Annotated in this window: 25 protein-coding genes; 11 read left to right on the top strand and 14 right to left on the bottom strand. The window is 59.7% G+C overall.

Features of this window, described 5'->3' with window-relative positions:
• Positions 1–253: 253 nt before the first annotated feature.
• The gene (locus SSARUM_RS07255; protein WP_033653535.1) at positions 254–2,293 is read left to right on the top strand and encodes a choline transporter; all 2,040 of its coding nucleotides are present in this window, start codon (positions 254–256) and stop codon (positions 2,291–2,293) included.
• Between the two features lie 44 nt (positions 2,294–2,337).
• Here the strand turns inward: SSARUM_RS07255 and SSARUM_RS07250 are convergent, their stop codons facing one another.
• From SSARUM_RS07250 to SSARUM_RS07235, 4 genes are all read right to left on the bottom strand, one after another.
• Positions 2,338–2,808, bottom strand: a complete 471-nt coding sequence (locus tag SSARUM_RS07250) for a YkgB family protein (protein ID WP_033637683.1) — start codon at positions 2,806–2,808, stop codon at positions 2,338–2,340.
• Between the two features lie 65 nt (positions 2,809–2,873).
• Positions 2,874–3,164, bottom strand: coding sequence for a pentapeptide MXKDX repeat protein (locus SSARUM_RS07245; protein ID WP_039566869.1), 291 nt, complete (start codon positions 3,162–3,164; stop codon positions 2,874–2,876).
• A gap of 59 nt (positions 3,165–3,223) precedes the next feature.
• Complete coding sequence (locus tag SSARUM_RS07240) at positions 3,224–4,000, bottom strand: molybdopterin-dependent oxidoreductase (RefSeq protein ID WP_041034144.1); 777 nt, start codon at positions 3,998–4,000, stop codon at positions 3,224–3,226.
• 10 nt (positions 4,001–4,010) lie between these two features.
• The gene (locus SSARUM_RS07235; protein ID WP_041034142.1) at positions 4,011–4,622 is read right to left on the bottom strand and encodes a cytochrome b/b6 domain-containing protein; all 612 of its coding nucleotides are present in this window, start codon (positions 4,620–4,622) and stop codon (positions 4,011–4,013) included.
• Between the two features lie 150 nt (positions 4,623–4,772).
• Here SSARUM_RS07235 and SSARUM_RS07230 point away from each other — a divergent pair, with 150 nt between their 5' ends.
• Positions 4,773–5,486 (top strand): response regulator transcription factor, encoded by a 714-nt coding sequence (locus SSARUM_RS07230; RefSeq protein WP_041034140.1) that lies wholly within the window; start codon positions 4,773–4,775, stop codon positions 5,484–5,486.
• Positions 5,487–5,489: 3 nt separating this feature from the next.
• Positions 5,490–6,956 carry a sensor histidine kinase gene (locus SSARUM_RS07225; RefSeq protein WP_060429774.1) on the top strand — a complete coding sequence of 489 codons (1,467 nt, stop codon included), beginning with the start codon at positions 5,490–5,492 and terminating at the stop codon, positions 6,954–6,956.
• Here SSARUM_RS07225 and SSARUM_RS07220 read toward each other — a convergent pair.
• The 9 genes from SSARUM_RS07220 to SSARUM_RS07180 all read right to left on the bottom strand — a co-directional run bounded on the left by SSARUM_RS07220 (position 6,953) and on the right by SSARUM_RS07180 (position 17,831).
• Complete coding sequence (locus tag SSARUM_RS07220) at positions 6,953–7,612, bottom strand: fimbrial biogenesis chaperone (RefSeq protein WP_089185373.1); 660 nt, start codon at positions 7,610–7,612, stop codon at positions 6,953–6,955. The genes SSARUM_RS07225 and SSARUM_RS07220 overlap by 4 nt on opposite strands.
• Before the next feature lie 18 nt (positions 7,613–7,630).
• Positions 7,631–9,265, bottom strand: a complete 1,635-nt coding sequence (gene ecpD, locus SSARUM_RS07215) for a fimbrial adhesin EcpD (RefSeq protein ID WP_060429771.1) — start codon at positions 9,263–9,265, stop codon at positions 7,631–7,633.
• Complete coding sequence (locus SSARUM_RS07210; RefSeq protein WP_049213481.1) at positions 9,255–11,807, bottom strand: fimbrial biogenesis outer membrane usher protein; 2,553 nt, start codon at positions 11,805–11,807, stop codon at positions 9,255–9,257. Before SSARUM_RS07210 ends, ecpD begins: the two co-directional genes overlap by 11 nt.
• Before the next feature lie 17 nt (positions 11,808–11,824).
• Positions 11,825–12,493, bottom strand: a complete 669-nt coding sequence (locus SSARUM_RS07205) for an EcpB family pilus assembly chaperone (protein ID WP_033646845.1) — start codon at positions 12,491–12,493, stop codon at positions 11,825–11,827.
• Positions 12,494–12,570: 77 nt separating this feature from the next.
• Positions 12,571–13,158 carry a common pilus major fimbrillin subunit EcpA gene (gene ecpA, locus SSARUM_RS07200; RefSeq protein ID WP_033646847.1) on the bottom strand — a complete coding sequence of 196 codons (588 nt, stop codon included), beginning with the start codon at positions 13,156–13,158 and terminating at the stop codon, positions 12,571–12,573.
• A gap of 429 nt (positions 13,159–13,587) precedes the next feature.
• Positions 13,588–14,217: a helix-turn-helix transcriptional regulator gene (locus SSARUM_RS07195; RefSeq protein WP_033646850.1), complete on the bottom strand. Its 630-nt coding sequence runs from the start codon at positions 14,215–14,217 to the stop codon at positions 13,588–13,590.
• 168 nt (positions 14,218–14,385) lie between these two features.
• On the bottom strand, positions 14,386–15,225 hold the full coding sequence (locus SSARUM_RS07190) for a winged helix-turn-helix domain-containing protein (protein WP_033646852.1): 840 nt from the start codon (positions 15,223–15,225) through the stop codon (positions 14,386–14,388).
• Positions 15,226–15,741: 516 nt separating this feature from the next.
• Entirely contained in the window at positions 15,742–17,163 is a 1,422-nt protein-coding gene (locus SSARUM_RS07185; RefSeq protein WP_033646854.1) for a heavy metal sensor histidine kinase, read from the bottom strand.
• Complete coding sequence (locus tag SSARUM_RS07180; RefSeq protein WP_033637675.1) at positions 17,160–17,831, bottom strand: heavy metal response regulator transcription factor; 672 nt, start codon at positions 17,829–17,831, stop codon at positions 17,160–17,162. Before SSARUM_RS07180 ends, SSARUM_RS07185 begins: the two co-directional genes overlap by 4 nt.
• Positions 17,832–17,971: 140 nt before the next feature.
• Between SSARUM_RS07180 and SSARUM_RS07175 the strand changes: the two genes are divergently transcribed.
• The 4 genes from SSARUM_RS07175 to SSARUM_RS07160 all read left to right on the top strand — a co-directional run bounded on the left by SSARUM_RS07175 (position 17,972) and on the right by SSARUM_RS07160 (position 20,627).
• Complete coding sequence (locus tag SSARUM_RS07175) at positions 17,972–18,598, top strand: hypothetical protein (RefSeq protein ID WP_033637674.1); 627 nt, start codon at positions 17,972–17,974, stop codon at positions 18,596–18,598.
• Positions 18,599–18,610: 12 nt separating this feature from the next.
• On the top strand, positions 18,611–19,216 hold the full coding sequence (locus SSARUM_RS07170) for a cytochrome b/b6 domain-containing protein (protein ID WP_033646856.1): 606 nt from the start codon (positions 18,611–18,613) through the stop codon (positions 19,214–19,216).
• On the top strand, positions 19,209–19,976 hold the full coding sequence (locus SSARUM_RS07165; protein WP_033637672.1) for a molybdopterin-dependent oxidoreductase: 768 nt from the start codon (positions 19,209–19,211) through the stop codon (positions 19,974–19,976). The genes SSARUM_RS07170 and SSARUM_RS07165 overlap by 8 nt, the downstream gene beginning before the upstream one ends.
• A 249-nt stretch (positions 19,977–20,225) precedes the next feature.
• Positions 20,226–20,627 (top strand): hypothetical protein, encoded by a 402-nt coding sequence (locus SSARUM_RS07160; protein ID WP_223181937.1) that lies wholly within the window; start codon positions 20,226–20,228, stop codon positions 20,625–20,627.
• Between the two features lie 149 nt (positions 20,628–20,776).
• Here SSARUM_RS07160 and ygbI read toward each other — a convergent pair whose 3' ends face one another.
• On the bottom strand, positions 20,777–21,547 hold the full coding sequence (gene ygbI, locus SSARUM_RS07155) for a DNA-binding transcriptional repressor YgbI (protein WP_033637671.1): 771 nt from the start codon (positions 21,545–21,547) through the stop codon (positions 20,777–20,779).
• A 283-nt stretch (positions 21,548–21,830) separates the two neighbouring features.
• Here ygbI and ltnD point away from each other — a divergent pair, with 283 nt between their 5' ends.
• Genes ltnD through otnI form a run of 4 tightly spaced genes read left to right on the top strand, consistent with a single transcriptional unit; the run spans position 21,831 to position 25,413 of the window.
• A complete protein-coding gene (ltnD, locus tag SSARUM_RS07150) occupies positions 21,831–22,745 on the top strand; it encodes an L-threonate dehydrogenase (RefSeq protein ID WP_033646860.1) in 915 nt (304 codons plus the stop codon).
• On the top strand, positions 22,745–24,004 hold the full coding sequence (gene otnK / locus SSARUM_RS07145; protein ID WP_080430340.1) for a 3-oxo-tetronate kinase: 1,260 nt from the start codon (positions 22,745–22,747) through the stop codon (positions 24,002–24,004). The genes ltnD and otnK overlap by 1 nt, the downstream gene beginning before the upstream one ends.
• Positions 24,001–24,633 carry a 3-oxo-tetronate 4-phosphate decarboxylase gene (otnC, locus tag SSARUM_RS07140; protein WP_033637668.1) on the top strand — a complete coding sequence of 211 codons (633 nt, stop codon included), beginning with the start codon at positions 24,001–24,003 and terminating at the stop codon, positions 24,631–24,633. Before otnK ends, otnC begins: the two co-directional genes overlap by 4 nt.
• A 3-nt stretch (positions 24,634–24,636) precedes the next feature.
• On the top strand, positions 24,637–25,413 hold the full coding sequence (gene otnI / locus SSARUM_RS07135; RefSeq protein ID WP_060429770.1) for a 2-oxo-tetronate isomerase: 777 nt from the start codon (positions 24,637–24,639) through the stop codon (positions 25,411–25,413).
• Positions 25,414–25,508: the final 95 nt, after the last annotated feature.

Below are 25,508 nucleotides of genomic sequence, written 5' to 3'. Positions count from 1 at the left end.
CTGGTTAAAAATTTGTACTATCTGGTTGTGGAACTGGCTGATTTTTGTGAGGTAATTAACGAATCTGACCAAAATCAGTGGCTGTAAGCGGTTCCCGCCGCGAAGCGCGCCGGCGCTTCGTTAACAGGCGAAAGCGGCGTTACTCAGGCCCTCCTGATGGGGTGGCCGCCGCCTTCATTCGCCCGTTTTCCGGCGGCGCCAACGCGCCCCGAAATGCGGAGCGGCACGATTTTACTCAGTTCAGAGGATGACGATGACAACACGCGAAACCTCCTCCAAACCGCAGCAGGACCGCCTCAACCCTGTGGTTTTCTTCACCTCGGCGGGGCTGATCCTGGCCTTCTCGCTGATGACCATCTTTTTCACCGACTTCTCCGGGCAGTGGATCACCCGCACGCTGAATTGGGTGTCGACCACCTTCGGTTGGTACTACCTGCTGGCGGCGACGCTGTACATCGTGTTCGTGGTGTTTATCGCCGCTTCGCGCTTCGGTTCGATCAAGCTCGGGCCGGAGCAGTCCAAGCCGGAGTTCAGCCTGATGAGCTGGGCGGCGATGCTGTTCGCCGCCGGCATCGGCATCGACCTGATGTTCTTCTCGGTCGCCGAGCCGGTGACCCAGTACATGATGCCGCCGGAAGGCGACGCGCAAACGCTGGAGGCCGCGCGCCAGGCGATGGTCTGGACGCTGTTCCACTACGGCCTGACCGGCTGGTCGATGTATGCGCTGATGGGCATCGCCCTCGGCTACTTCAGCTATCGCTACAATCTGCCGCTGACCATCCGCTCGGCGCTGTACCCGATCTTCGGTAAGCGCATCAATGGCCCGATCGGCCACAGCGTGGACATCGCCGCGGTGCTCGGCACCATCTTCGGCATCGCCACCACGCTGGGCATCGGCGTGGTGCAGCTCAACTACGGCCTCAAGGTGCTGTTCGAGATCCCGGAAAACCTGACGGTGCAGGGCTCGCTGATCCTGCTGTCGGTGATCATGGCCACCATCTCGGTCACCTCGGGCGTCAACAAGGGCATCCGCATCCTGTCCGAGCTGAACGTGCTGCTGGCGCTGGGCCTGATCCTGTTCGTGCTGTTCTTCGGCGACACCGAGTTCCTGCTCAATGCGCTGGTGCTCAACGTCGGCGATTACATCAACCGCTTTATGGGCATGACGCTCAACAGCTTCGCCTTCGATCGGCCGGTGGAGTGGATGAACAACTGGACGCTGTTCTTCTGGGCCTGGTGGGTGGCGTGGTCGCCGTTCGTCGGCCTGTTCCTGGCGCGCATCTCGCGCGGGCGCACCATTCGCCAGTTCGTGGTCGGCACGCTGATCATTCCGTTCGTGTTCACCCTGCTGTGGCTGTCAATCTTCGGCAACAGCGCGCTGTACCAGATCATTCACGGCAACGCCGAGTTTGCGCAGGAAGTGATGCAGTTCCCGGAGCGCGGCTTCTACAGCCTGCTGGCGCAATACCCCGGCTTCACCTTCAGCGCCTCGGTGGCCACCATCACCGGCCTGTTGTTCTACGTCACCTCGGCGGACTCCGGCTCGCTGGTGCTGGGCAACTTCACCTCGCGCCTGGCCGACATCAATAATGATGCGCCAAACTGGCTGCGGATTTTCTGGTCGGTGGCCATCGGCCTGCTGACCATCGGCATGCTGATGACCGATGGCGTGCCGGCGCTGCAGAAAACCACGGTGATCATGGGCCTGCCGTTCAGCTTCGTGATCTTCTTCGTGATGGCCGGGCTGTATAAATCGCTGCGGGTGGAAGACTACCGCAAGGCTAGCGCGCTCAGCACCCTGGCGCCGGTGCCGGTCTCCAGCCACGACGTGCTCAACTGGAAACAGCGCCTGTCGCGGGTGATGAACTACCCGGGCACCCAGTACACGCAGAAAATGTTGGATAAAGTCTGCCGCCCGGCAATGCAGGACGTGGCGCGCGAGCTGGAGCTGCGCGGCGCGAAAGTGGAGTTCAGTGAAGTGCCGCCGACCGAAGACGAGCGCCTGAACCACCTGGAGCTGCTGGTGCACCTGGGCGAGGAACAGAACTTCATCTATCAGATCTGGCCGATGCGCTACTCGGTGCCGGGCTTCACCTACCGCGCCCGCTCCGGCAAGTCGCACTACTACCGGCTGGAAACCTTCCTGATGGAAGGCACCCAGGGCAACGACCTGATGGACTACAGCAAGGAACAGGTGATTGGCGATATCCTCGACCAGTACGAGAAGCACCTGAACTTCCTGCACATTCATCGCGAAGCGCCGGGGGGCACCCTGACCTTCCCGGATATGTGACGGTCGATCAATAACCAGAGGGCGTAGCCAGGCTACGCCCTTTTTTATGCCTGCTCGGCCGGCAAATCGGCTTTCAGCAGCACCAGGGAACCGGCCAGCAACACCAGATCCTTGATCAAAAAGCTGGTGGCGCCGGCCATGGCCGGAAAACCGCCGGCGGAAGGCTCCCAGGCACCCGGCGTGGAAAATATCAGCGTCAGCGTGGTCAGGTAGGTCACCGTCGAACCGATCGCCCCCAGCAACCCCAGCCGCCGCGACCAGAATCCCGCCAGCAGCAGCAAACCGAAGCTCCACTCAGCGACGCCCAGCGCATAGCTGGCGCCGCGGATGCCGAACGCCTGATGCATCCAGCTCAGCAGCGGGCTGTTGCCGATCAGCGGCACCAGCCCCTGCGCCTCGTAATCAAACCATTTGGCGTAGCCGAAGGCGGCGAAGATCACCACCAGCGCCGCGCGCATAAAGATAACGTCCCCGTTCGAGCGCTGAAAGCGCCGCAGCCATGTCGCCAGCATCATCCTCTCTCCTTATGTTGCCCACGGCCACCGCGGATCGCCCGCTGGCGGCCGCGGAGTGCGGCGGCTTAGTGCCCCATCGCGTCCTTCTTCATTTCGTCTTTCTTCATGCCGTCTTTGGCCATACCGTCTTTCGCCATGCCATCCTTTTTCATGGCGTCTTTGCCCATCTTGTCTTTCTTCATGCACTCCTTGCCCATGCACTCTTTCTTCATCCCATCTTTCGCCATGCCGTCGTGCGACATCTGGCTCATGCCGTCCTTTTCCATCGCGTCTTTGCTCATGCCATCAGCGGCGTTGGCGCCGGCTACGCCCAGCATCAGCGCGCTGCACATCATCATTGCGAATAACTTTTTCATGGTATTTCCTTCCGTCATGTCAAAGGCACCGGAGTGCCGGAGAATGGCCGGCGGCCGCCTCAGCTGCCGCCAAACCAGTTGTAGCCCTGGTCTTCCCAGTAACCGCCCGGGAAGCGGTTGGTGACCTCGATCACCTGAATGTGTTTCGGGTTCTTGTAGCCCAGCTTGGTCGGCATGCGCAGCTTCATCGGGTAGCCGTACTTGCGCGGCAAGATCTGGCCGTCATAAGTCAGCGCGATAATCGTCTGCGGATGCAGCGCGGTGGCCATGTCGATGCTGGTGTAGTAGTCGTCGGCGCATTTGAAGCTGACGTAGCGGGCGCTCAGATCCGCGCCAATCGCCTTGAGAAAGGTCGCGAACGGCACGCCGCCCCACTTGCCGATGGCGCTCCAGCCCTCGACACAGATATGGCGCGTCACCTGGCTGACCTGCGCCATCCGGTGCAGCTGCGGCAGGCTCCAGGCGCGTTTGTCCTGCACCAGTCCCGCCACCTCCAGCCGGTAGTCGTCGCCGTTGATGTCCGGCGCGTCCTCCTCGGCGTAGAAAGCGTTGAACGGAAACGGCCGGGTGATCATCGATTCCGGGTAGACCGGCGCCAGGCGCTCGCCGTCGAACAGCCAGCCCTGCACCCGATCGTTGAAGCGCGACATGCGGCTAAGTGCCTGTTCGACGTTGGCGTTGTCGCTGAGATCGCAGCCGGTGAGCATGGCGATGCCGCCCAGCGTCAGGCCATTGCGCAGAAAGCGGCGGCGGGATGACGCGCTCAACAGCCGCTGCGCTTCTTTGACGATCGCCTGCCCTTCATCGATCGTCATGATCTGTTTATCCTTTTCCATTATTCACTCCTTAGCGTCCGCGCAGCATGGCCAGCAGCGTGCGCGGCACCAGCGCCACCATCACCAGGTGAATCGCGACGAAGGCCACCAGCGCCGACATGGCGAAAAAGTGGATATAGCGCGCCGCCTCATAGCCGCCGAGCAGCGTGCGCAGCAGCGGAAACTGCACCGATTTCCACAGCACCAGCCCGGACAGCGCGCTCATCACGCCGAGGATCATCACCGACAGATAGGCCACGCGCTGCACCATGTTGTAGTGGCGCAGGTCGGCGTGTTGCAGCCTGCCGCGCAGCGCGGCGCCTATATCGGCGAGAAACTGCCGTGGGCTGAGCGGCCAATATTTGCGTTTGAAACGCCCGCTGGCCAGGTTGATCAGCAGGTAGCACAGCCCGTTGACGCCGAACAGCCACATGCCGGCGAAGTGCCACTGCAGCGCGCCGCCCAGCCAGCCGCCGAGCGTCAGCTCATTGAGAAAGCTGAAGTTGAACAGCGGCGAGGCGTTGTAGATGCGCCAGCCGCTGGTCACCATGATCAGCATCGCCAGCGCATTCAGCCAGTGCGTCAACCGCAGCCACAGCGGATGCACCGTCTGTCGTTGTTCCGGGGTGAGAGTGAGGTTCATGCGAACTCCTGGCGACCAATGAGGCGATGAGCCGAGTATTCCCCGGATTTGTTCCCCAAGACCTCACACAAAGTTAAATAAAATGTGATAACTCCGCCGGTGGGGGTTGTGTAGACTTCGGAGAGAAACGGGCAATCAGCGGTAATGAGAATGGACAAGCCAAAACGAATTTTGATCGTCGAGGACGACGGCGACATCGCCGAACTGCTGCAGCTGCATCTGCGCGACGAGGGTTACGCCATCAGCCACGCCGCCGACGGCAACCGGGGCATGGCGATGCTGGAACAGGGCGGCTGGGACGCCCTCATCCTCGATCTGATGCTGCCGGGCGTGGACGGATTGGAAATTTGCCGCCGGGCGCGCACCATGACGCGCTACACGCCGATCATCATCATCAGCGCGCGCTCCAGCGAGGTACACCGCGTGCTGGGGCTGGAACTGGGCGCCGACGACTATCTGGCCAAGCCCTTCTCCATGCTGGAGCTGGTGGCACGGGTCAAGGCGCTGTTCCGCCGCCAGGAAGCGATGAGCCGCAACCTGCGCATGGACGCCGGCGTGCTCAGTTTCAACGATCTGACCATCGATCCCATCGCCCGCGAAGTGCACCTGCACCAGCAGCCGGTCGAGCTGACGCCGCGCGAATTCGACCTGCTGTACTTTTTCGCCCGCCACCCGGGCCAGGTGTTCTCGCGCCTGAGCCTGTTGAATCAGGTCTGGGGCTATCAGCACGAGGGGTATGAGCACACCGTCAACACCCATATCAACCGGCTGCGCATCAAGATAGAGCGCAACCCGGCGGAACCCGAGCGCATCCTCACGGTGTGGGGCATGGGCTATAAATTCGCGGCCGCGCCGCAAGAGTGAGCCATGAAAAACCTTACGTTAGCGCAACGCCTCACGCTGATCTTCGCGCTGCTGATCGTCATCGGCTGCGCCTTTTCCGGCTGGATGCAGGTGCGCAGCAGCACCCAGTACAGCCAGGCGGTGATCCAGCGCCTGTCCGGCAACCTGGCGCAGCATATTGCCGACAGCAACCCGCTGCTGGGGGTGAACGGGCCGGATCCGCAGGCGGTGCATACCCTGTTCGATCAGCTGATGGCGGTGAATCCCAGCGTTGAGGTTTACCTGCTCGACAAACAGGGCACGATTATCGGCAACGCCGCGCCGGCCGGGCATCTGAAGCGGCAGCGGGTCGCGCTGCCGCCGCTGCAGGCGCTGCTCGGTGGCGCGCCGATGCCGGTGTATGGCGACGATCCGCGCAGCGCGGACGGGCGCAAGGTGTTCAGCGTCGCGCCGCTAAAGGTTGATGGCCGGATCGAAGGCTATCTGTACGTGGTGCTGCTCGGCGAAGAGTACACGGCGCTGGCCAGCAACGCCCAGTTCAACTCGGCGGTCAGGATGGCGCTGTGGACCTCCGGGCTGATGGTGCTGTTCAGCCTGCTGGCCGGCGGTTTGGCGTTTTATTGGGTGACGCGCCCTATCCGTCGCCTGACCCGGCAGGTCAGCGCGCTGGACAGCGGCGGCATCGAGGCGGTGCAGGCCTACGCATCGCTGCCGGCGGTCAGGGCCGGGCGCGACGAAGTCAGCCAGCTGCAGCAGGCCTTCCACCGCATGGCGCAGCGCCTTGCCGAACAGTGGCAAACGCTGGCGCAGCAGGATCGGCTGCGGCGCGAGTTCATCGCCAACGTCTCGCACGATCTGCGCACCCCGCTCACCTCGCTGCACGGCTATCTGGAGACGCTGTCGGTCAAAGCCGCCACCCTGAGCGAAGCCGATCGGCAGCGCTACCTGGAGATCGCGCTGGCGCAGAGCCGCAAGGTGGGCAAGCTGGCGCAGGAGCTGTTCGAGCTGGCGCGGCTGGAGTATGGCGTGGTGAAACCGCAGAAAGAGCCCTTCTCCCTCAGCGAGCTGTTGCAGGACGTGTTCCAAAAGTTCGAGCTGGCGGCGGAGGCGCGCAACCAGCGGCTGCACGCCGACATCGCCCCCGGCATTCCGCCGGTGTTCGCCGATCTCAGCATGATTGAGCGGGTGCTGACCAACCTGTTGGACAACGCCATTCGCCATACGCCGCCCGGCGGCGACATCGGCGTGCGGCTGTGGCGGCAGGACGATCGGGTGATGGTGCAGGTCAGCGACAGCGGCCCCGGTATTCCGCAGACGCTGCGCGCCGATCTGTTCGTGCGCCCGTCTGTCCTGAGCGGCGCCCGGCGCCCTTCCGGCGGGCTGGGGTTGATGATCGTGCGGCGCATTTTGCAGCTGCACGACAGCGATATTCAGCTGATCGAACAAGTGCAAAGCGGTGCCTGTTTCCGGTTTGCCATTCCGCCGCGTTAATCGAGGCAGCTGCGATCGACGCTGATAAATTTGTCGTTATAGATAATGAATTTCTGCCCCTTCAGCCGAATACCGGCATGGGTCAGCGTATCGCCGGGGCGCAGGTATTCGGTGACGCCCTCTTCATCCGTGCTGTTGCAGCCCGGCTTGAGCAGGAACTTGAAGTAGGTGTTGCCGGTGTTGGTGAGCGTACCGCGCTGGGTATCGAGCCGATAGGCAAAGTTTACCTGACGCGGGCGCACCACCAGAATGGTGTCCATCACCACGATCGGCTCCAGGTTGACCCCGGCGCCCCGACGCGGCCCCGGCTCGAACAATCGGGTCGGCACTTCGCGAAATGACACCCGGTAATAACGCTCGCGATTATCCTGCGGCCCGCGGTAGAAAAACTTGTAGTACTCCGCCTGCCCGGCCTGCAGAGTCAGCTGGCGCGGCGCGAACAGCAGTTCGCCATCCGCCAGCCGGCTGCGCACCTCGCGCTCTCCCGGCCGATCGATGGCGCGAATGCTCACCTGATACAGGCGCGCGCTGCGGTTGTTATTCAACACCCGCTTGGCGGTGAATGAGCGATCCTGATCCATGGCAAACGTCAGGGTGCCGACATTGATTGCAGCGGCGGTAAAGGGGAAGGACAAACACAGCAACCCTATCAGCATAAGTTTCACGCTCTGCCCTCAATTGATGTTGCGCCAGGTGGCTTCGACATGAATTTCACCGGCGGCGCTGACGTCGCCGTACCAACCGTTGCCGTCGACGGTTCTCAGCGAGATCGGATTATTCATCGGAATACTAAAGGTCACGCGGGTCTTGTTCAGCACCCCCACTTCGCCGGAAATATCATTCCACGGGGTGCTGCTCCAGAGCGCATTGGTCATGTCGTGCCACTGGCCATCGCAGCCGGCGGCGAAGCTCTGCTGGCCGTTGGTGCTGGTGGTGATGCCGAGGGTGGCGGGAAACGGCACCTGGGTACTGTTATCCGCGGAAGAAAAGAGGCAATAGTTCACCCCGTTGATCGCCCGAGTCGGCCCGGTCGCCATCACCCTCACCTGATCGGCGGCGGTTTTGCCGCTGGTAGTCACCAGGTAGCCGAACTCCAGCGCCGGCTCCGTCGGGCCGACATAACCTTCACGATGAGGGCTGTTGTCGTAATCATCGGAAATAATGCTGATGCTGAAATCGCGCGGCTTGATAATCAGCTGGTTTGAGGTGGAAAACTCATACCATCCCGACTCCGGCGAGGTGGTGTTCTGAAAACGGAAATTGATCAGATCGCGGGTGCCGCTGTCGGAAATCCCCAGCGCAACCATCTGTTTGAAGAAGTTACTGGAGAAGAACACATAGACGGCATTGCTGCTCTTCAGTTCGTTAAAGGTATAGTAGCTGCCGGTGCCCGACGTGTTTTTCCAGGTGTTGCCGTTCAGACTGAACTGCAGGTCGGCGGCGTTCACCGCGGATGACAGCACCGCATGGTTAATCGCCGGGAAAACATGAATCGAGGTATTGCTGACGCTGCCGTCGGTCTGCAAATCATAGCTGACCATCTTGCACATGATGCCCGAGCGGGCGCCGATAGTCTGGTTCTTGCAATCGGCATTGCCCTCGCCGATGATCGGCACCCCATCGCTGTTGACGAACACCTCCGATACGGCGTTGGTATTGATAAAGCGCAGGTGCGCCGCCTTGCTGTGCGTGACGGTGCGCTTGTACCAGCTGCCGCTGGCCTGATCCTGGCAGCGGCCGCCGGCCGCGGCGTCGTAAGCCACCGACGTTTGGCAACCGTTGATCTGCATGCTGAAAGCGTCACCCGCCGCCATCTGCTTCAGATACTGATAGAAGCTCGGCGACATCATGCCGTGCATCCATTTTGCGCCGCCGGGCGTGACCACGGCGCCGTAAAATCCCTTTTCGTCGGTGGTCTGCGGCAGAATCAAGCTGGTATCCATATTGCAACCGGCATACCAGTTGATGCAACGCAAGCCGAGGAACGGATTCTTTATCGGCGCATTTTCCAGCCACATGTCATAGCGCCAGTTGGCATTCAGCCCCGTGTTGTAACCATTGTCCACGTACCCCAGGCTCTGCTGATAGATAGTGCCGGAACCGCCGTATTTCAGCCCGGTCCACTTGTTGGCGCCGGTCATGCGCGGATCCAGCCCGCCGGCCGGCGTAACGAAAAAGTTGTCGTCGGCGTTGTTCTCCACGAAGACAAATTTCATTACCGCCGCATCCGGCCAGTTGGTCTGGCTGACCGCCGCCTGCAGCGCGGGGGTGACCAGCGCCAACAACAACAGCGCAACGTTAGCTCTCATGGTCAGACTCCCCGGATGACAGATTGCCCGCATAGGTTTTCAGCCCGGTGCAGATCACGTCGCCGACCCACACCGCGCCTTGCGCCTTGCTGAGATCCAAATCCACTTCGCACGTCTGATTGCCGCTGTGGGTAAAATCGATAACCGGGAATTTCTTGTCGACGTCCATGATAAATTCGCCTTTCTCATCGGTGCGGGTGCGGCCGATATGGTTCTTGATATAGGCGTTGGCCAGCAGCGTGCCGTCCTCCGCCTTGATGCGGCCGAACACCGTCACCATCTGTTTTATCTCCGGCGAGATCACCACCACGTTGCCCGGATACAGGGTGAGCCTGCTCTTGCGCTTGGTGACGATGTCGAAGCTCTCCGCCGAGTTTTTGTTGTTCATCAGCTCAACATCGTACTGACCGTAAGGCGACAAAGGCAGGTAATTCTTATTGCCGCTCAGCTTCACCATCCGGCCGTCAACCCGTGCGGTCAGCAGGCCGTCGTTTTCAATGCCGGTATTGAAGATAATCCCGGCGTTGCCTTCGTTGCGGCCGCTGATGGCAATATCACGCCCTTGCCAGCCCATGCTGCCGCTCGCGGTCAGGCTGCTGTTAACATAGCCGTCGGCGGAGCTGCTGACGTTGAGCGTGCCGGCAGAATACTTGGTGTCGAAGCGCGCATAGCCACCACCGTTGAAGCGGTTGTCGCCGCGGGTATCACCGGAAATCGCCCGCGACAGGTTGGCGCCCAGGGTGCGGATCGGCCCGTCCTTGATGTCCTTGCGCGCCGCCAGGTTGGCGGTGGTGTAGCCGTTCTGGTTGGAAACGCCGGCGCTGAGCCAGTTGCCCATCGGCAGCGAAAAATCGAGCGCGATGTACTTGCCGGTATTGGCGTTGCTGCTGCCGTTGTTGTAGCGTTGCACGCCCGCCCGCACGCCCAGCGTGCCGAAGCGGCCGGTAAAGATGTTCTGGTAATAGTCGGCGTTGTAATAGTGGCTGTCGTTCTTCTTATCGTCGTTGTAGCTGGCGCTCAGGGTGCCCAGCGGAGACCACAGCGCCCCCAGATTAAGGCTGCCGCCAACGGCGCGGTTATAGGCGTCATTTTGCAACAGACGATCGCCAATCTGCGTTTTCTCCTGATTGATCCATACGCTGCTGAAGCCGCCGGGCAACGCGGCGCTGACGCTATTGACCAGGCTCCAGGAGCGATCGGAGGCCGCCATGTTTTGCAGGTTGATCTGAATCGACTCGGTCACCGGCAGGCTGACTCGGCTCTCGCCGACGGCGTTGCCGTCAAACGAATACCCCGACAGCGCCCAATTCAGCGTGTGCAGATTGCCGGTAGCCGAAGCGCCAAGCAAATAAGAGTCCTTTGCCGGGCGGTGGCGCTCTCGCTCGCCGCGCCAGTCGTCCATGCGCAGCATCCCGCCCCAGAATTGCCAGGCCAGCGGCGCATTGGCGCCGCGATTGGGGCTGAACAGTTTATTCACTCGCTGCATGCGTTTATCCACCACTTTGCCGTTGACCACGATCTCCACCTCGACGTCATAAATGCCGTAGGGCAGGCTGCCGGTGTCCACTTCATGGTTGCCCATCGTGAAGTTTTGTACGCTGAGCAGCCGCCCATCGCGCGACAAATGCACCTCGCCGGCCGAGGGGAAAAAAACCACGATCGGCGTCAGCGATTGGGAATTATCGAATACCGTCGAGTTGGCGCGGTTGCCGTAGGACAGACCATAAATCTTGCTCGAGTTGATGGTGGTGACCGGCCCCAGCGACTGCAGATTCCAGCTGTCCAGCATGCCGGCGGCGAAACGGCGGCCGGCGAAATCACGCTCGTACATTGCTTTGTACAGCGTGGCGTTTTCATCGCCGCTGCCAATACCGTAGATGGAACCGTTCAACTCCACGTGGTGTTCACGCAACGCGGTAACGCCGTTGAGCGATAAATAACTGGAGGTATTGCCTTCGCTGGCGCGGGCCCGGTTATCGTAGACCCCGAGGTTATAATCCAGCGTGCTGCTTACGGCATCCACGCTGGACGCGCCGATGTCGCTGGAGCGGGCGCGCAGCACCGTTCCGAGCGCGGATTCCTTCACCACCAGCTGCAGGTTGAGCTGCCGGAAATCCAGCGCCAGCCAGGCGTCGTCCGCGATCCGGATATGCTGCTGCCGATCGAATGGCGCATCCTGCAAAGCCTGCAGCTGGCCGGCTATCGCCGCCGTCAGCCGGGCGCCGTCGTCGTTATCCTCCAGCGTCACCCGACGAATCGTTAGCCTGTCCTGATCCAGGTAGAGAAAGGCATGGCCGATGCGGCTGTCGTCTTTGACGCCATCGCTCTTTTCATAATGCAACAACAGCGGAATACTCATCCCCTCGCGCAACGCCAGGCTGAAGGTTTGCGGGATCAGCACGCCGTTAATCTGCGTCAAACCGGCCGCCATCGCCATACGGCCAGGCAACAGCGTCGGCAGCGCCAGCGCACCGGCAGCCAAAAGCGTTTTCAACAGCACAGCGTTCACATGCCACTCCTTGCGTGATTGTTTTGCATCCATCGTGGATAACGCGCGCATTACTTCACCGGGATAAACTGTTCGCCGTGCCACAGCGCGACGCGCCCTTTTTTGTCGTTGACGTCAACCTTGCTGAAGGCGCGATCCTTGCCCGGCATCACGAAATAGTTCTCCTTGCAGTCGCTGCCGTCTTGCTTGTTCCTACAATTGCCGTAGGCCACCACTTTGAACGTGGCGTTGCCGGTGTTTTTGATCCGTCCGTTGGCGAACTGATAGGCGAAGCGATCCTGCCGAGGCGCCACCACCAAAATGGTGCCGATGCGCGCCGACGTGGTGGCCACGGCATTACGCCGATCCGAGTTTTGCCCCGCCTCGCTCAGCGCCTGATCGAACCAAACGATGCGGTAGTAGCGCTCCTGAGCATCGTTCGGTCCCTTGTAGTAAAAGCGGATCACGTCGCTGGCGTTGGCCGGCAAGATCAGGCTGGCGGGCGACAGCAGCATTTCATCCCGGCTGCTCATCGGGATCGCCGTACCGGAGGCCAGGGGGCTGGAAATGCGTTCGATCTTGATGTTCACCAGCCGGCCGCTGTCGGTGGTGTTTTTGATTTCCTTGCTCAGGCGCGCGCTGTCGCCAGGCATGAAGGAGCTGATCTCACCCACATCGAGAGCCAAAGCCGGCCGCAGCAGCATTAACATCAGGGTGACGGCGAGAGAAAAGCGTGTCATTGCGGTATTCCACTGGCGTTGATGAGCGATAAATAGCAGGAGGTCTCCCCCCTGCCAGGTGCAGATCGTTCGGGGGATTAGGAAGTCCAGGTCGCGTTGAACTCGACGCTGACGTCGCCGCTCCAGATACCTTCCGGCAACGTGCTGAAATCCGTAACGGCGGTGGTGCCGTTTGACGTCGCGCCGATGATGCTGAAGGTGAATTGATCCTGCGCGCTGGTGCGGCCGGCCTGGTTATAGGCGTTGGACAGGGCGCTCAGATTGCCGCCCAAAATGCCGGCGGTGGTGTCGATCATGGTGGTTTCAGCCGTTTTCTCTACCGCAGCACCGTTGTAGTTCACCCCGACTTCCAGCGTAGAACCGGAAGTATCCAGCTGAGTCAGCGTATTGGAGACCAGTTTTGAGGTCAGTTTGAAAGCGGTGGCCGTGGTATCGCCTTCCACGGTGACGTCAAACAGGCCTTTCTGACTGTTGAAACCCTTAATGCCTTCTGCATAGTTGAAGGTCAGGCTGCCAATCGGCGTCACAACCAGTTTGCTGGTGGTGTCTTTCTTGGCGGTCGCAGACCAGGTTGCCAACGCCTGAGCGGTAACGTCGGCGGCTTGAGCAGTGCTGACCGCTGCAAAGGCGGAAACGATCGCCAGAGCCAGTGTCATTTTCTTCATGGTATAACTCCCTTCAATGTTGAATATGTTTTCTTTCTTTCGTCCATTCTCAGCCAGCCGTTTGCATCACTGCGTTTAGCCAGTCTGCTTGACGCCACAAGAATATCCCCAGCCGTTCAAAAAAGAATCATTAACTATTAAAGTTCAAATATTTAGATTTAAATGCCGCAATTAAGATTGCGGCCCCCGACAATCACGTTAAAACACGGATTAAGCCTTTGATGAAAGCACAATCATATTGTGGTTTAACCCCATCAAAGCGGTTGTTGTTTAACCACAAAGCAACCCTGTTTATCCTTGCCATGTCCGTACAGAATTTCAGCCCGCGTCATTCGTTCGTTGCGGAGAGAAGATTGATTGGATTAACTCAGGAGAGCAGCAGCCAATGAAGATCGACTGCTGCAGAGAAGAGGTGACTCTTGCCACATTTCAGGAAGGATAGCGGGTTCTCAGGGTAAGAATAAGCCGCATAAAACCGGCCTGATTGAGGCTCAGTTTTCGCATAATATTCAGTTTATGGGAGCTGATGGTTTTGTAACTTCGCCGGGTCAGGTTGGCAATGCTTCGTGGAGATGCGCCGGCAGCCATCATGGCCAAAACTCGCCATTCACCGTCAGATAATGCGACAGGCGAATGGGCCAACCGGGCACGAATATGCGGGGAACGATAGCCGGAGAACTCCCCCGCAGCCGCAATGGCATCACGCAGGCAATGCAAAGGCTCCTCCTTTGCCACTATAGCTATGCGCGCATCCGTCGCTAACAGCGCTAATATACCGGGGTGTTCTACCGCGGTGAAAATCACCAAGGGAATTTCCGGCCAGACATTTTTTGCCGTCAGAACGAACCGCAATACATCATACAAATATTCGTTCTGATGATATAACTCCATAATAAGCGCGCGCGGCTTCCCTCCTTTCAATGCTCCCTCCAGCTCGCTCAAGGCATCGATAAAATACCTGTCACTTGATCGGGTAACGAGAAATGCTTCCATTCCTGTTCTCACTAAATAGCTGGGTTCAAAAAATAGCAGCGCATCACCGAAATCGGCTTTAACCATACATAATCACCATAATGAGGTAGAAAGCGGTAGAGAAAGGGAAATACCTCTCGATAGACGCCACACGGCACCCCGCCAAATGAAAAGCAAACGTTCAATTTCAATGCTGTAATATTTTTGTCATATCCACCGTCCTTTCAATCGCGTTGGGCCGACGGCTATCGATGGTCAATTAATAAACTCGGCATTGTCGCTTTCCAAACCGGAACAGATCTCCATTTTATGTTCACGCAAAATCTTGCAGCGCAGCAGGAATAAGCGGGAAATGCCGGAAATGTAAGCCCTGACCTGATTGCTGCGCACCACCAGCAAAAACTCATCGCCGCTGCATTCTCCCGTTTGGTGAGCGGCGTAAGCCAGAATGTCCCGATTCAGGCTGGCGTTGACCGACGCCGAGGCGGCAGGCAAGGACATGAAAACCTTACAATTGCCGGACTTTCCCAGGTAGCTCTCCTGCCGGGCCTCCGAGCCGCTGAAATAGGCGGTGACAGCAATGGCCATGAGGATGCCCCCCAGGACCAATGCACAGATCATCAGCCAGCCGCGGCGGGAATCACCGAAAAAAGAGGTGGCCCGGTTGATGACGGTTGCGGATGGCGGGTTTATCGCCGCTTCGGGCGCAGGCTCCGGCAAAGAGGCGGCGGGTTCTGCATCGTGTCTATCTTCCGCTTCCTCATAAGACTCGATGGTAATCTCATCACGCAGCATAAAACCCACTTTAGGGACAGTGACAATAACCTCTTCTTCGACGCCCAGATTTTTAATCACCCGGCGTAATTTGCTGACGCACTGATTAAGATTATTATTGCTGGAAACCATGCCGTAATCGTCCCAGACCTTCTTGAATATCAATTCACGCCCCACGGCCTCGCCATGGTGGGCAATCAGCAGCAGCAACAACCGCTTGGAAGGACTGGATATGGATATGGGATCGTCAGAAAAATCAGTTGGGCTAAGGGTTCTGGTGTCTGCGTCAAAGAGAATATGGTCATTAAATCTATATTTCATTTTATTCACATGTTTTCACTATAGCGATAATTTATAGTTTGGCGTCAAATGTTAATGAAATATTAAATCGGGTTAATTCGCAAAAACACCCAAATGCAGGCAAGAAAAACCACGCAATCAACGCCACGAAATACGCTTTTTCACCTCACCACCGTTATATAGGATTTTTCTTGCAAACCATAACCAAAGGTTAACCAATCACCACGCCCATTGATATATTGACGCGATAAAAACCAAAAAGTTAGTTTTTTATATCGCAAATTATCAACTTTAAGGAAAATCATCTCAAAAAATAGCCGCAGAACTAAATTTTAATAAAAAAATAATAACACGTGAATGTTGAGCGCAATCACATATAGCCGGCATACGCATTAGCCTGATGAATTAACGCGCTTGCCGCGACGCAAATGTTAAAATTTAGGTTCAGCCAAGGCGCTGGGGAAATAATAATGAAAGGAAAAGCTTACGAATGACGCCTGTCGCATTATTCGCAACAGGCGAAAACATTCGCGCAGTTCATTGAACTGATGAAGGGAATATCAGGCTAAAGGTCAAGCAAGCAGCATCCTGGCCAGCGGAACACTGCGCGCGCACCTCACCGCCGTGCAGCGTCATGATGGCGCGCACGATAGACAGCCCCAGCCCACTGGCATGATTGCCGGCGCTGCGCGCGGGATCGGCGCGGTAGAAACGATCGAACAATTTTTCCAGCTGTGCCGGCGCGATCGGCGGCCCCTGATTGATAACCTGCACCCACCAGGCATCGGCGCGCCATTCAGCCCGCAACGCGATCAGGCTGTTTTCATCGGCATAGCGCACCGCGTTGGCCACCAGGTTGCTCAGCGCCCGCTGGAACAACATCGCGTCCGCCTTCAACTCGCCTTCCCCTTCGCAGCTCAGCGCGATGCCGCGTTCTTCCGCCAGCCCTTCGAAGTAATCCGCCACCCGCCGCAGTTCCAGCGCCACATCCAGACGGCCGTAGTTCAGCGCAGACTGCGCCTCCCCGGCGCGCGCCAGAAACAGGATGTTTTCCACCATGCGGGAAATGCGCTCCAGCTCATCCATATTGTTCGACAGCAGGGTTTCGTACTCCTCCACGCTGCGGGGCTGGTAAAGCGCCACCTGGCACTGGCCCATCAGCGCCCCTATCGGGGTGCGGATCTCATGGGCCAGATCGGCGGAAAACTGCGTCAGGCGCTGATAGCCTTCATTCAACCGATCGAGCATCGCATTGAACGAACGGGTCAACTGCTGCAATTCCTTCGGCGCTCCCTGCTCGCTGAGGCGCGTCGACAGCGTATTGGGCGCAATCTGCGACGCCTGCGCCGCCATGCGCCATAACGGCTTCAATCCCCGGCGCATAACCCCATACCCCAGCAGCGCAATCAGCAGGAAAGCCACCGCCACCGCCGCGACGATGCGCCACAGGTAACGCGCCAGCATCTTCTGCTCGTTGACCATCACATGCGCGGCGGAGATCTGCAACAGGCTGCCGTCTTCCAGGCGCACCATCGCCGACGCCGCGCGCAGCGGCACCCCCTGCGCCGTTTCCCCGCCGCGCACGGCGGCCAACGTCTGCGCCTGGCCGGCCGGCGTCGGCGCGATCGGCGGCAATGCCACCCCGGCCGGGTTCACGTTGATGAGCGGTTTTTGCCCCGGAATTTGGAAAATCAGCACGTCCTGTTCATTGCCCAGCATGTTTTCAAACAGGCCGTTATTGGCGGTCAGGCGCGCCAAAGGAAAGCGCTGTCCCAGCAAATGGCGGAAATACTCTACGCGCCCGGTCACCTGCAGATCGCTGCGCAGCGTCATTTCCTGGCGCATGGCGCTATACAGATACCCGCCCGTCCCGCTCACCACCAAAGCGGCCACCAGCGCGAACAGCGTGGCGGTGCGCAGCGTCAGCGACACCGGCCGACGTGAAGTGCGCCCGTTCACGAGCGTGGCTCGCAGACATAGCCGATGCCGCGCACGCTGTGGATCAGCTTGACGTCGAACGGCCGGTCTATTTTGGCGCGCAGGCGTTTGATCGCCACGTCAACCACATTGGTGTCGCTGTCAAAATTCATGTCCCACACCTGAGAGGCGATCTGCGTGCGCGACAGCACTTCGCCCTCGCGCCGCACCAGCAGGTGCAGCAGCATGAACTCCTTGTTGGTCAACGGGATCACCTGTTCCTGACGCACCGCCCGGCGGCGCAGCACGTCCAGCTGCAGATCGGCGATGGCGTAATGATCGGCTTCGCGCGCCGGCCCACGGCGCAGCAAGGTGCGTAAACGCAGCACCAGTTCGGTGAACGAAAACGGTTTAATCAGATAATCGTCCGCGCCCAGCTCCAGACCGTGGATGCGATCCTGCACGCCGTCGCGAGCGGTGAGAAACAGAATCGGCACGTCGCTTTTCTTGCGCAGCACCTCGATGATCTGCCAACCGTCCAGCCCCGGCAGCATCACGTCGAGCACGATCGCATCGTAGTCTTGCTCCAACGCGCGAAACAACCCGTCGGTGCCGGTGCGCGCCAAATCGACGCCGTACCCCGCCTCGCTCAGCCCTTTCTTCAGGTAATCCCCTGTGCCGATATCGTCTTCAACTACCAGTATTCGCATGCTCACCACCTCGTTACGTCTGCAAAAATACTAGCAGCTTCGGCGGACAAACTTGATGACATTAATGTCATCAAACGGCCATGGCGCTGACCCAATGGCTCAACCATGCTTACCCGGCAAACTCATTTCAGGAGAACGTTATGATTACCCGTCATCGTATAGCCGGTTTACTGTTGTCCACCTTGCTGCTGTCCAGCGGCCTGGCCGCCGCCGCTCAAACGCCGGGCAAGGTTATCGCGCCGCTGCGCGGCACCATCAGCCAGGTGGCCGACGGCAATCTGCAGCTGACCGATCGCAAGGGTGAGACGCTCAGCGTCAAGCTGAACGATCAGACCAAAGTGCTCAGCGTTTCCAAGGCCACGCTGGACGACATCAAACCGGACAGCTTTATCGGCACCGCCGCCGTGCCGCAGCCGGACGGCACGCTCAAAGCGCTGGAGGTGCACGTGTTCGCCGCCAGCCTGCGCGGCACCGGCGAAGGGCACTCGGCCTGGGAATCCGCCGACGGCAAAGTAGACACCATGACCAACGGCACCGTCGGCAAACTGGTGAAATCCAACGGCCGCACCCTGACCGTCACCTACGGCAACCAGCAGAAAACCGTCGTCGTGCCGGAAGACGTGCCAATCGTGACGCTGGATCCGGGCGATTTGAGCCTGCTGAAACCGGGCGTGCACATCGTGCTGTTCTCCGCCGCCAACGATAAGGGCGAGCGCGTCGCCACCCGCATATCCGCCGGCAAAGACGGCACCGTGCCGCCGATGTAACCGGAGAAAGCCATGAAACCCAACGCGTCGCGGCCGGTGCATCGCTGGCCGGTTCGAATCACTCATTGGATCAACCTGTTCGCCATGGTGTGCATGTTTATGAGCGGCTGGGAGATCTATAACGCCTCGCCGCTGTTCGATTTCCGCTTTCCGCCGCAGATGACGCTGGGCGGTTGGCTGGGCGGCGCGATTGGTTGGCATTTGGCGGTGATGTGGCTATTGGCGCTCAACGCCACCTGCTATCTGCTGTGGAGCCTGTTCAGCGGCCATTTTCGCCGCGATCTGTTGCCGCTTCGCGTCGGCGCGCTGCGGCAGGATATCTGGCTGGCGTTGACGCTGCGCCTGCGCCACCGGCATGGCCACTACAACGCCATTCAGAAGCTGATGTATCTCGGCGTGCTGGCGCTGGGCCTATTGCTGGTGCTGTCCGGCCTGGCGATTTGGAAGCCGGTTCAGCTGCAGGGATTGGTCGCCCTGTTTGGCGGCTTCGATTTCGCGCGCTACGTGCATTTCTTCGCCATGGTCGGCATCGGCCTGTTCGTGGCGATCCACGTCTTTATGGTGATCGTCGTGCCCAAAACGCTGTGGGCGATGATAACGGGTGGCAAACATGAATGAGAAAAAGCCGCGGGCAACCGCGCCAAAACTGGAACCGGACCAAAAAAAGCAGCTGGTCAATCTGCAGCGCCGCCTGATGCTGCGCTCCGGCCTGACGCTGGGCGGCATCGCCATGCTCACCGGTTGCAACCTGCAAGACGGCGATCGGGTGGATAAGGTGCTGTGGGCCATGTCGCGCTGGAACGACCGGGTGCAGGCCTGGCTGTTCAGCGGCCAGCGGCTGGCGCAAACTTACCGGCCCGATCAGATTACCCAGCCTTTCCCCTTCAACGCGTTTTACCCGGAATACAACGTCCCCGAGATCGATCTGGCCGGCTACCGGCTTGAGGTCGCGGGGAAAGTGGAGAAAAAAGCGCCCTGGACGCTGGAACAGCTGCAACGGCTGCCGCAGCAAAGCCAGATCACGCGTCTGATCTGCATTGAGGGCTGGAGCGCCATCGGCCAATGGGGCGGCGTGCCGCTGCGCACCTTTCTGCAGCACGTCGGGGCGGATCTGAATGCCGGTTACGTCGGCTTCAAATGCGCCGATCGCTACTACTCCAGCCTCGACATGGCCACCGCGCTGCACCCGCAGACCATTCTGGCGCTGGATTTCGGCGGCAAGGCGCTGCCGGCGGACTATGGCTACCCGCTGCGGCTGCGGGTGCCCACCAAGCTGGGGTTCAAAAACGCCAAACATATCGCCGCCATCTTCGTCAGCGACGTCAATCCGGGCGGCTATTGGGAAGATCAGGGCTACAACTGGTTCAGCGGCATTTAGTTTTGCGCGGTGCTGCGCATAAGCTCCATCGGCGGCTGGAGGGTCTTCTCCGCCGCAGTTAATAATCGGTTCGTCACAAAGGGGATAACTATAGGAAAAATAATAGTAAAAAGGATTTCATCATGGAGATTGATGTGAGGGAGTCACACACAGGGATAGCAGACACATACAGGTATCAGATTACTGTAAGAAAAAAGTGATGGTAAAACGGCCATCTATCATTTGGATTTCAAGAAAATTGGGCAAAACATGCACCATTGGTTTGCCCCAGTGTATGTGGACACTACTCTCCTCGATAATGCTTTCTCTCTGGAGTTTTATGATGTTAAGGCGCTGAGCGACGCAAGCAAGCACCAGCGCTCAGCTTTCGATACCTATACCGCAATGCATTACACCCTTCTCCAACGCGAACGTTTATTCGTCGTTGGCATCGGGGAAACCCTTCTCAAGTTTGCTTATCAGTATCATGCCAGGATCATCTTCAGTGCACCGTTAAGGCCAGCATTAGCTAAAATTTATGATTTCCTGTTGAAAAAACACGCTGAAAAAGGGCATTATTCATACAAAATAGAGTTTATAAAGGACGGCCTCTATGTCATCGAAATCCCGCATAACCCCCATAACACCCCATACTTACCAGCAGCACGTTAAGGAACAACGCCTGAAAGAGATGCAAGCCTTCCACGAAGAGTGGTGGGAACAAAGGCGCCGCGAATGGCGTGAACGCGGCGGCGTTGAAGCAAGTGAACCGCCCGCATGTGGCATCGATACCGAACTTTCATCCTGACTCCGGTTCGTTCTTACTCTTCTTCCCCTGCCGTCAGCAACGCAAGCCCCGCTTGCTCGATTGCCTCCCGCGCGGCGGCGGGCAGCCCCTCGTCGGTAATGACGGCGTCAAAGGCGGCGATCGGCAGAGCCAGGTAGGTCGCGATCTTGCCGTATTTCGAGGTGTCGCTGAGCAGAATGCAGCGGCGGCTGGCCTCGACGATGGCCTTCTTTACCATCACCTTGTCTTCGTTCGGCGTCGACAGGCCGCGCATGCTCCACGAAGAGGCGGAGATAAACGCCAGATCGATAAACAGACCGCGCAGCGCCTGCGCCGCCGCTTCGCCGACGCAGGAGCGGTTTTCCCGGCACACGGTGCCGCCGGTGTGGATGATTCTGCACTGGCTGTGTTCGATCAGGAAGCCGGCGATGACAAAGTCGTTGGTCACCACCGTCAAATCGTCACGTTCACCGATCTGCTTCGCCAGCGCCAGCGTGGTGGTGCCGGCATCCAGATAAATACAGCTATTGGCGGGAATTTGCCGCGCCGCCAGCCGGCCGATGGCGATTTTCTGCCGGCTGAACATCCCCTCTTTGGCCTGATGCGAAGGTTCGCTCGCCACCCGCTCGGGCGCCTGCACGCCGCCCGAGACCGACTGCACCGCGCCCTGTTCCTCCAGCTTTTGCAAATCGCGGCGGATCGTCATATGCGACACCCCCAGCCGTTCGGTCAGCTCGGCAATGCTGACGACGCCGCGTTCGGATACCAGCGCAAGAATTTGTTGATGGCGTTCTACAGGTATCACGGTTCCCTCTCGTTGCTGCGGTGATAATAATTGTGATTTTACGTCAATTTTCGTTCGCCGATAGCCCTAATTTTTCGCGGCGTGACGGCGCGCGCAGTGACGCCAGAAAAACATAAACTTATTTAAAAACATAACAATAATGTTGATACAGGCCAGAAACCGTACGAAGAATTCGTCTCACACATTGTTAATTATTGTGATATCGATCGCGGATAAACGGCCGTCAAGCGCTTACATTTAACACAACAAAACAAATTATCACTAAAATTAACAGGAGTGCAGTATGACACACCCAGGGAATTATGCCGTCTGCGTCATTGGGCTGGGCGCGATGGGCATGGGCGCGGCGCGCTCGTGCCTCCGCGCCGGATTGACCACCTACGGGGCGGACCTGAATCCGCAGGCGCTGGCGGCGCTGCAACAGGCCGGCGCAAAACACGCGTCTACCAGCGCGCGCGATTTCGCCGCCGAACTGGACGCCGTGCTGCTGCTGGTGGTGAACGCCGCCCAGGTGAAGCAGATCCTGTTCGGCGAACAAGGCCTGGCGCCAAAGCTCAAGCCGGGCACCGCGGTGATGGTCTCTTCGACCATTTCCGCCGATGACGCCAAACAGATCGAGCAACGGCTGCTGGACTACGGGCTGCCGATGCTGGATGCGCCGGTTTCCGGCGGAGCGGCCAAGGCGGAGGAAGGCCAGATGACGGTGATGGCCGCCGGCGCCGACGCCACCTTCGAGCGCCTGCAACCCGTGCTGGACGCCATCGCCGGCAAGGTTTACCGCATCGGCGAGGCGATCGGCCTGGGCGCGACGGTTAAAATCATCCACCAGCTGTTGGCCGGGGTACACATCGCCGCCGGAGCGGAAGCCATGGCGCTGGCCGCCCGCGCCGGCATCCCGCTGGACGTGATGTACGACGTGGTCACCCACGCCGCCGGCAACTCCTGGATGTTCGAAAATCGCATGCGCCACGTGGTCGACGGCGACTATGCGCCCAAATCGGCGGTGGATATCTTCGTCAAGGATCTGGGGCTGGTGGCCGATACCGCCAAGGCGCTGCACTTCCCGCTGCCGCTGGCCTCCACCGCCTTCACCATGTTTACCGCCGCCAGCAACGCCGGTTACGGTAAAGAAGACGACAGTGCGGTAATCAAAATCTTTGCCGGCATCGATTTGCCGCAGAAAAAGGAGGCAATCTGATGCTGCTCGGCGTAATCGCGGATGATTTTACCGGCGCGACCGATATCGCCAGTTTTCTGGTGCAAAACGGCCTGCCGACGGTGCAGTTGAACGGCGTGCCGCAAGACGAAACGCCGGTCAGCGCGCAGGCGGCGGTCATCAGCCTGAAATCGCGCTCCTGCCCGGCAGAGCAGGCGGTCGAACTGTCGTTGCAGGCGCTGGCCTGGCTGCAAAAACAGGGCTGCCGCCAGTTCTACTTCAAATACTGCTCCACTTTCGACAGCACCGCGCAGGGCAATATCGGCCCGGTGACCGACGCCCTGCTCGCCGCGCTGGGGGAAAGTTTCACTGTGGTATCTCCGGCGTTGCCGATAAACGGCCGCACGGTCTATCAGGGCCACCTGTTCGTCGGGGAACAGCTGCTGTCCGAATCCGGCATGCGTCATCACCCGGTCACGCCGATGACCGACAGCAACCTGCTGCGCCTGATGGAATCCCAGGCCACCGGGCGCTGCGGGCTGGTGACGGCGGCGGAAATGGATCGCGGCGCCGGGGCGATCAGCGAGAAACTGCGGCAATTGGCGCAGGAAGGCGTGCGCTACGCGGTGCTGGATACGCTCAACGAACGGCATCTGCTCAGCCAGGGCGAAGCGTTGAAAACGATGAAGCTGGTGACCGGCGGTTCGGGCCTGGCGATCGGCCTGGCGCGGCAGTGGGCGCAGAACGGCGAGCGTTCGGCAGAGGCGGCCGGCGCGCCGCAGGGCGAGAAAGCGGCGGTGCTGTCCGGTTCTTGCTCCGTCATGACTAACCGGCAGGTGGCGCACTACCGCGAACGCGCGGCGGCGCAGGCCATCGATATCGGCCGCTGTCTCGATCCGCAGGCGCGCGCCGCCTACGCCGCCGAGCTGGCGCATTGGGCGCAGCGTCACGCCGGGGAGGCGCTTGCCCCGCTGATCTACGCCACCGCAGCGTCGGAAGCGCTGCAGCAAACGCAACGGCAGTACGGTAGCGCCGCCAGCGAGGCGGTGGAGGCGTTGTTCGCCGAGCTGGTGGTGCAACTGCGCCAGTTGGGATTCAGCCGCTTTATCGTCGCCGGCGGCGAAACCTCCGGCGTGGTCACGCAGGCGCTGGGCATTCGCGGCTTCCATATCGGCCCCAGCATTTCCCCCGGCGTTCCCTGGGTGCGCGCCAGCGATCGGGCCATTTCCCTGGCATTGAAATCAGGCAATTTTGGCGATGAAGCCTTCTTCGCGCGCGCGCAAACGGAGTTTCCAGTATGACCACGACCATCGAACAGCAGGCACGAGAAGAGATGGTGCGCCTGGGCGCCTCGTTTTTCCAACGCGGTTACGCCACCGGCTCAGCCGGCAACCTCTCGCTGTTGCTGCCGGACGGCGCGCTGCTGGCGACGCCGACCGGCTCCTGTCTCGGCGAGCTGCAGGCCGACCGCCTGTCTAAAGTGAGCCTGAACGGCGACTGGCTGTCCGGCGACAAGCCGTCGAAAGAGATCAGCTTTCACCGCGCGCTGTATCTGAACAACCCGGAATGCAAAGCGGTGGTGCACCTGCATTGCACCTACCTCACGGCGCTCTCTTGCCTGCAGGGGCTGGACGTCGACAACGCCATCAAACCGTTCACCCCCTATGTGGTGATGCGCGTCGGCAAGGTGCCGGTGGTGCCCTACTACCGCCCCGGCGACGAAAGGCTGGCGCAGGATCTGGCCCGCCTGGCGCCCACCCACCGCGCCTTTTTGCTGGCCAACCACGGGCCGGTGGTGACGGGTAAAGACCTGCGAGCGGCGGCGGACAATACCGAAGAGATGGAAGATGCGGCGCGGCTGATCTTCACCCTCGGCGATCGTCCGATCCGCTATTTGACCGATGATGAAATTGCCGAATTACGGAGCTGACCCATGCCTAAATTTGCCGCCAATTTATCGATGATGTTTAACGAAGTGCCATTCCTCGAGCGCTTCGCCGCCGCTGCCGAACAAGGCTTCAACGCGGTGGAGTTCCTGTTTCCTTACGAGCATCCCGCCGAGCTGTTGGCGGAAAAACTGCGCAAACACGGCCTGCAACAGGTGCTGTTCAACACCGCGCCCGGCGATGTCGCCGCCGGCGAATGGGGGCTGGCGGCGCTGCCGGGCCGCGAGCAGGATGCTCGCGCCGATATCGATCGCGCGCTGGCCTACGCCATCGCCCTCGCCTGCCCCTGCGTGCACCTGATGGCCGGCGTGGTACCCGCGGGCGCGGACCGGCAGCGTTATCTCGACACCTTTATCGCCAATGCGCGCTATGCCGCCGACGCCTTCGCCCCGCACGGCGTCAAGGTGCTGATCGAAGCGCTCAGCCCACCGGTCAAACCCGACTACCTGTTCGCCAGTCAACATCAGGCGGCGGAGGCGGTGGCGGCTATCGAGAGACCGAACGTGTTCATTCAGTTCGACTTTTTCCACGCGCAGTTAGTGGATGGCAATATCAGCGGGTTGCTGGAAACGCTGGCCGGGCGCTACGCGCATATCCAGATAGCCTCGGTGCCGGATCGCCATGAGCCGGATGACGGCGAACTGAATTACCCGTGGCTGTTCGACAAGTTGGATGCGCTCGGTTATCAAGGCTGGGTAGGTTGCGAATACCGGCCGCGCGGCGACACCGCCGCCGGGCTCGGCTGGCTGAAACCTTACCGCTAACGCCGCCGCCGACACCAGGAAATCGATTTTATAACAATGAAACGCACCCGTATCGCCACGCGGCGATCGCGGTGCCCAACGCTTACCCAACGAAA

It is taken from the genome of Serratia sarumanii, assembly GCF_029962605.1.
GTDB classification, from domain to species: Bacteria; Pseudomonadota; Gammaproteobacteria; order Enterobacterales; family Enterobacteriaceae; genus Serratia; species Serratia sarumanii.
Note: the sequence above shows the minus strand (reverse complement) of the source record. Positions and strands in the feature narration are given on the sequence as shown.

Bases quoted from the DNA above. Each gene is read 5' to 3' on its own strand.
- SSARUM_RS07165 (WP_033637672.1), top strand. From the start codon at position 19,209: ATGAATGAGAAAAAGCCGCGGGCAACCGCGCCAAAACTGGAACCGGAC.
- SSARUM_RS07205 (WP_033646845.1), bottom strand. From the start codon at position 12,493: ATGACACGCTTTTCTCTCGCCGTCACCCTGATGTTAATGCTGCTGCGG.
- SSARUM_RS07190 (WP_033646852.1), bottom strand. From the start codon at position 15,225: ATGAAATATAGATTTAATGACCATATTCTCTTTGACGCAGACACCAGA.
- ltnD (WP_033646860.1), top strand. From the start codon at position 21,831: ATGACACACCCAGGGAATTATGCCGTCTGCGTCATTGGGCTGGGCGCG.
- SSARUM_RS07250 (WP_033637683.1), bottom strand. From the start codon at position 2,808: ATGATGCTGGCGACATGGCTGCGGCGCTTTCAGCGCTCGAACGGGGAC.
- SSARUM_RS07225 (WP_060429774.1), top strand. From the start codon at position 5,490: ATGAAAAACCTTACGTTAGCGCAACGCCTCACGCTGATCTTCGCGCTG.
- SSARUM_RS07195 (WP_033646850.1), bottom strand. From the start codon at position 14,217: ATGGTTAAAGCCGATTTCGGTGATGCGCTGCTATTTTTTGAACCCAGC.
- SSARUM_RS07240 (WP_041034144.1), bottom strand. From the start codon at position 4,000: ATGGAAAAGGATAAACAGATCATGACGATCGATGAAGGGCAGGCGATC.
- otnK (WP_080430340.1), top strand. From the start codon at position 22,745: ATGCTGCTCGGCGTAATCGCGGATGATTTTACCGGCGCGACCGATATC.
- SSARUM_RS07175 (WP_033637674.1), top strand. From the start codon at position 17,972: ATGATTACCCGTCATCGTATAGCCGGTTTACTGTTGTCCACCTTGCTG.
- SSARUM_RS07220 (WP_089185373.1), bottom strand. From the start codon at position 7,612: ATGCTGATAGGGTTGCTGTGTTTGTCCTTCCCCTTTACCGCCGCTGCA.
- SSARUM_RS07255 (WP_033653535.1), top strand. From the start codon at position 254: ATGACAACACGCGAAACCTCCTCCAAACCGCAGCAGGACCGCCTCAAC.
- SSARUM_RS07210 (WP_049213481.1), bottom strand. From the start codon at position 11,807: ATGGATGCAAAACAATCACGCAAGGAGTGGCATGTGAACGCTGTGCTG.
- SSARUM_RS07170 (WP_033646856.1), top strand. From the start codon at position 18,611: ATGAAACCCAACGCGTCGCGGCCGGTGCATCGCTGGCCGGTTCGAATC.
- SSARUM_RS07235 (WP_041034142.1), bottom strand. From the start codon at position 4,622: ATGAACCTCACTCTCACCCCGGAACAACGACAGACGGTGCATCCGCTG.
- otnC (WP_033637668.1), top strand. From the start codon at position 24,001: ATGACCACGACCATCGAACAGCAGGCACGAGAAGAGATGGTGCGCCTG.
- SSARUM_RS07245 (WP_039566869.1), bottom strand. From the start codon at position 3,164: ATGAAAAAGTTATTCGCAATGATGATGTGCAGCGCGCTGATGCTGGGC.
- SSARUM_RS07160 (WP_223181937.1), top strand. From the start codon at position 20,226: ATGCACCATTGGTTTGCCCCAGTGTATGTGGACACTACTCTCCTCGAT.
- ecpA (WP_033646847.1), bottom strand. From the start codon at position 13,158: ATGAAGAAAATGACACTGGCTCTGGCGATCGTTTCCGCCTTTGCAGCG.
- otnI (WP_060429770.1), top strand. From the start codon at position 24,637: ATGCCTAAATTTGCCGCCAATTTATCGATGATGTTTAACGAAGTGCCA.
- SSARUM_RS07230 (WP_041034140.1), top strand. From the start codon at position 4,773: ATGGACAAGCCAAAACGAATTTTGATCGTCGAGGACGACGGCGACATC.
- SSARUM_RS07180 (WP_033637675.1), bottom strand. From the start codon at position 17,831: ATGCGAATACTGGTAGTTGAAGACGATATCGGCACAGGGGATTACCTG.
- ecpD (WP_060429771.1), bottom strand. From the start codon at position 9,265: ATGAGAGCTAACGTTGCGCTGTTGTTGTTGGCGCTGGTCACCCCCGCG.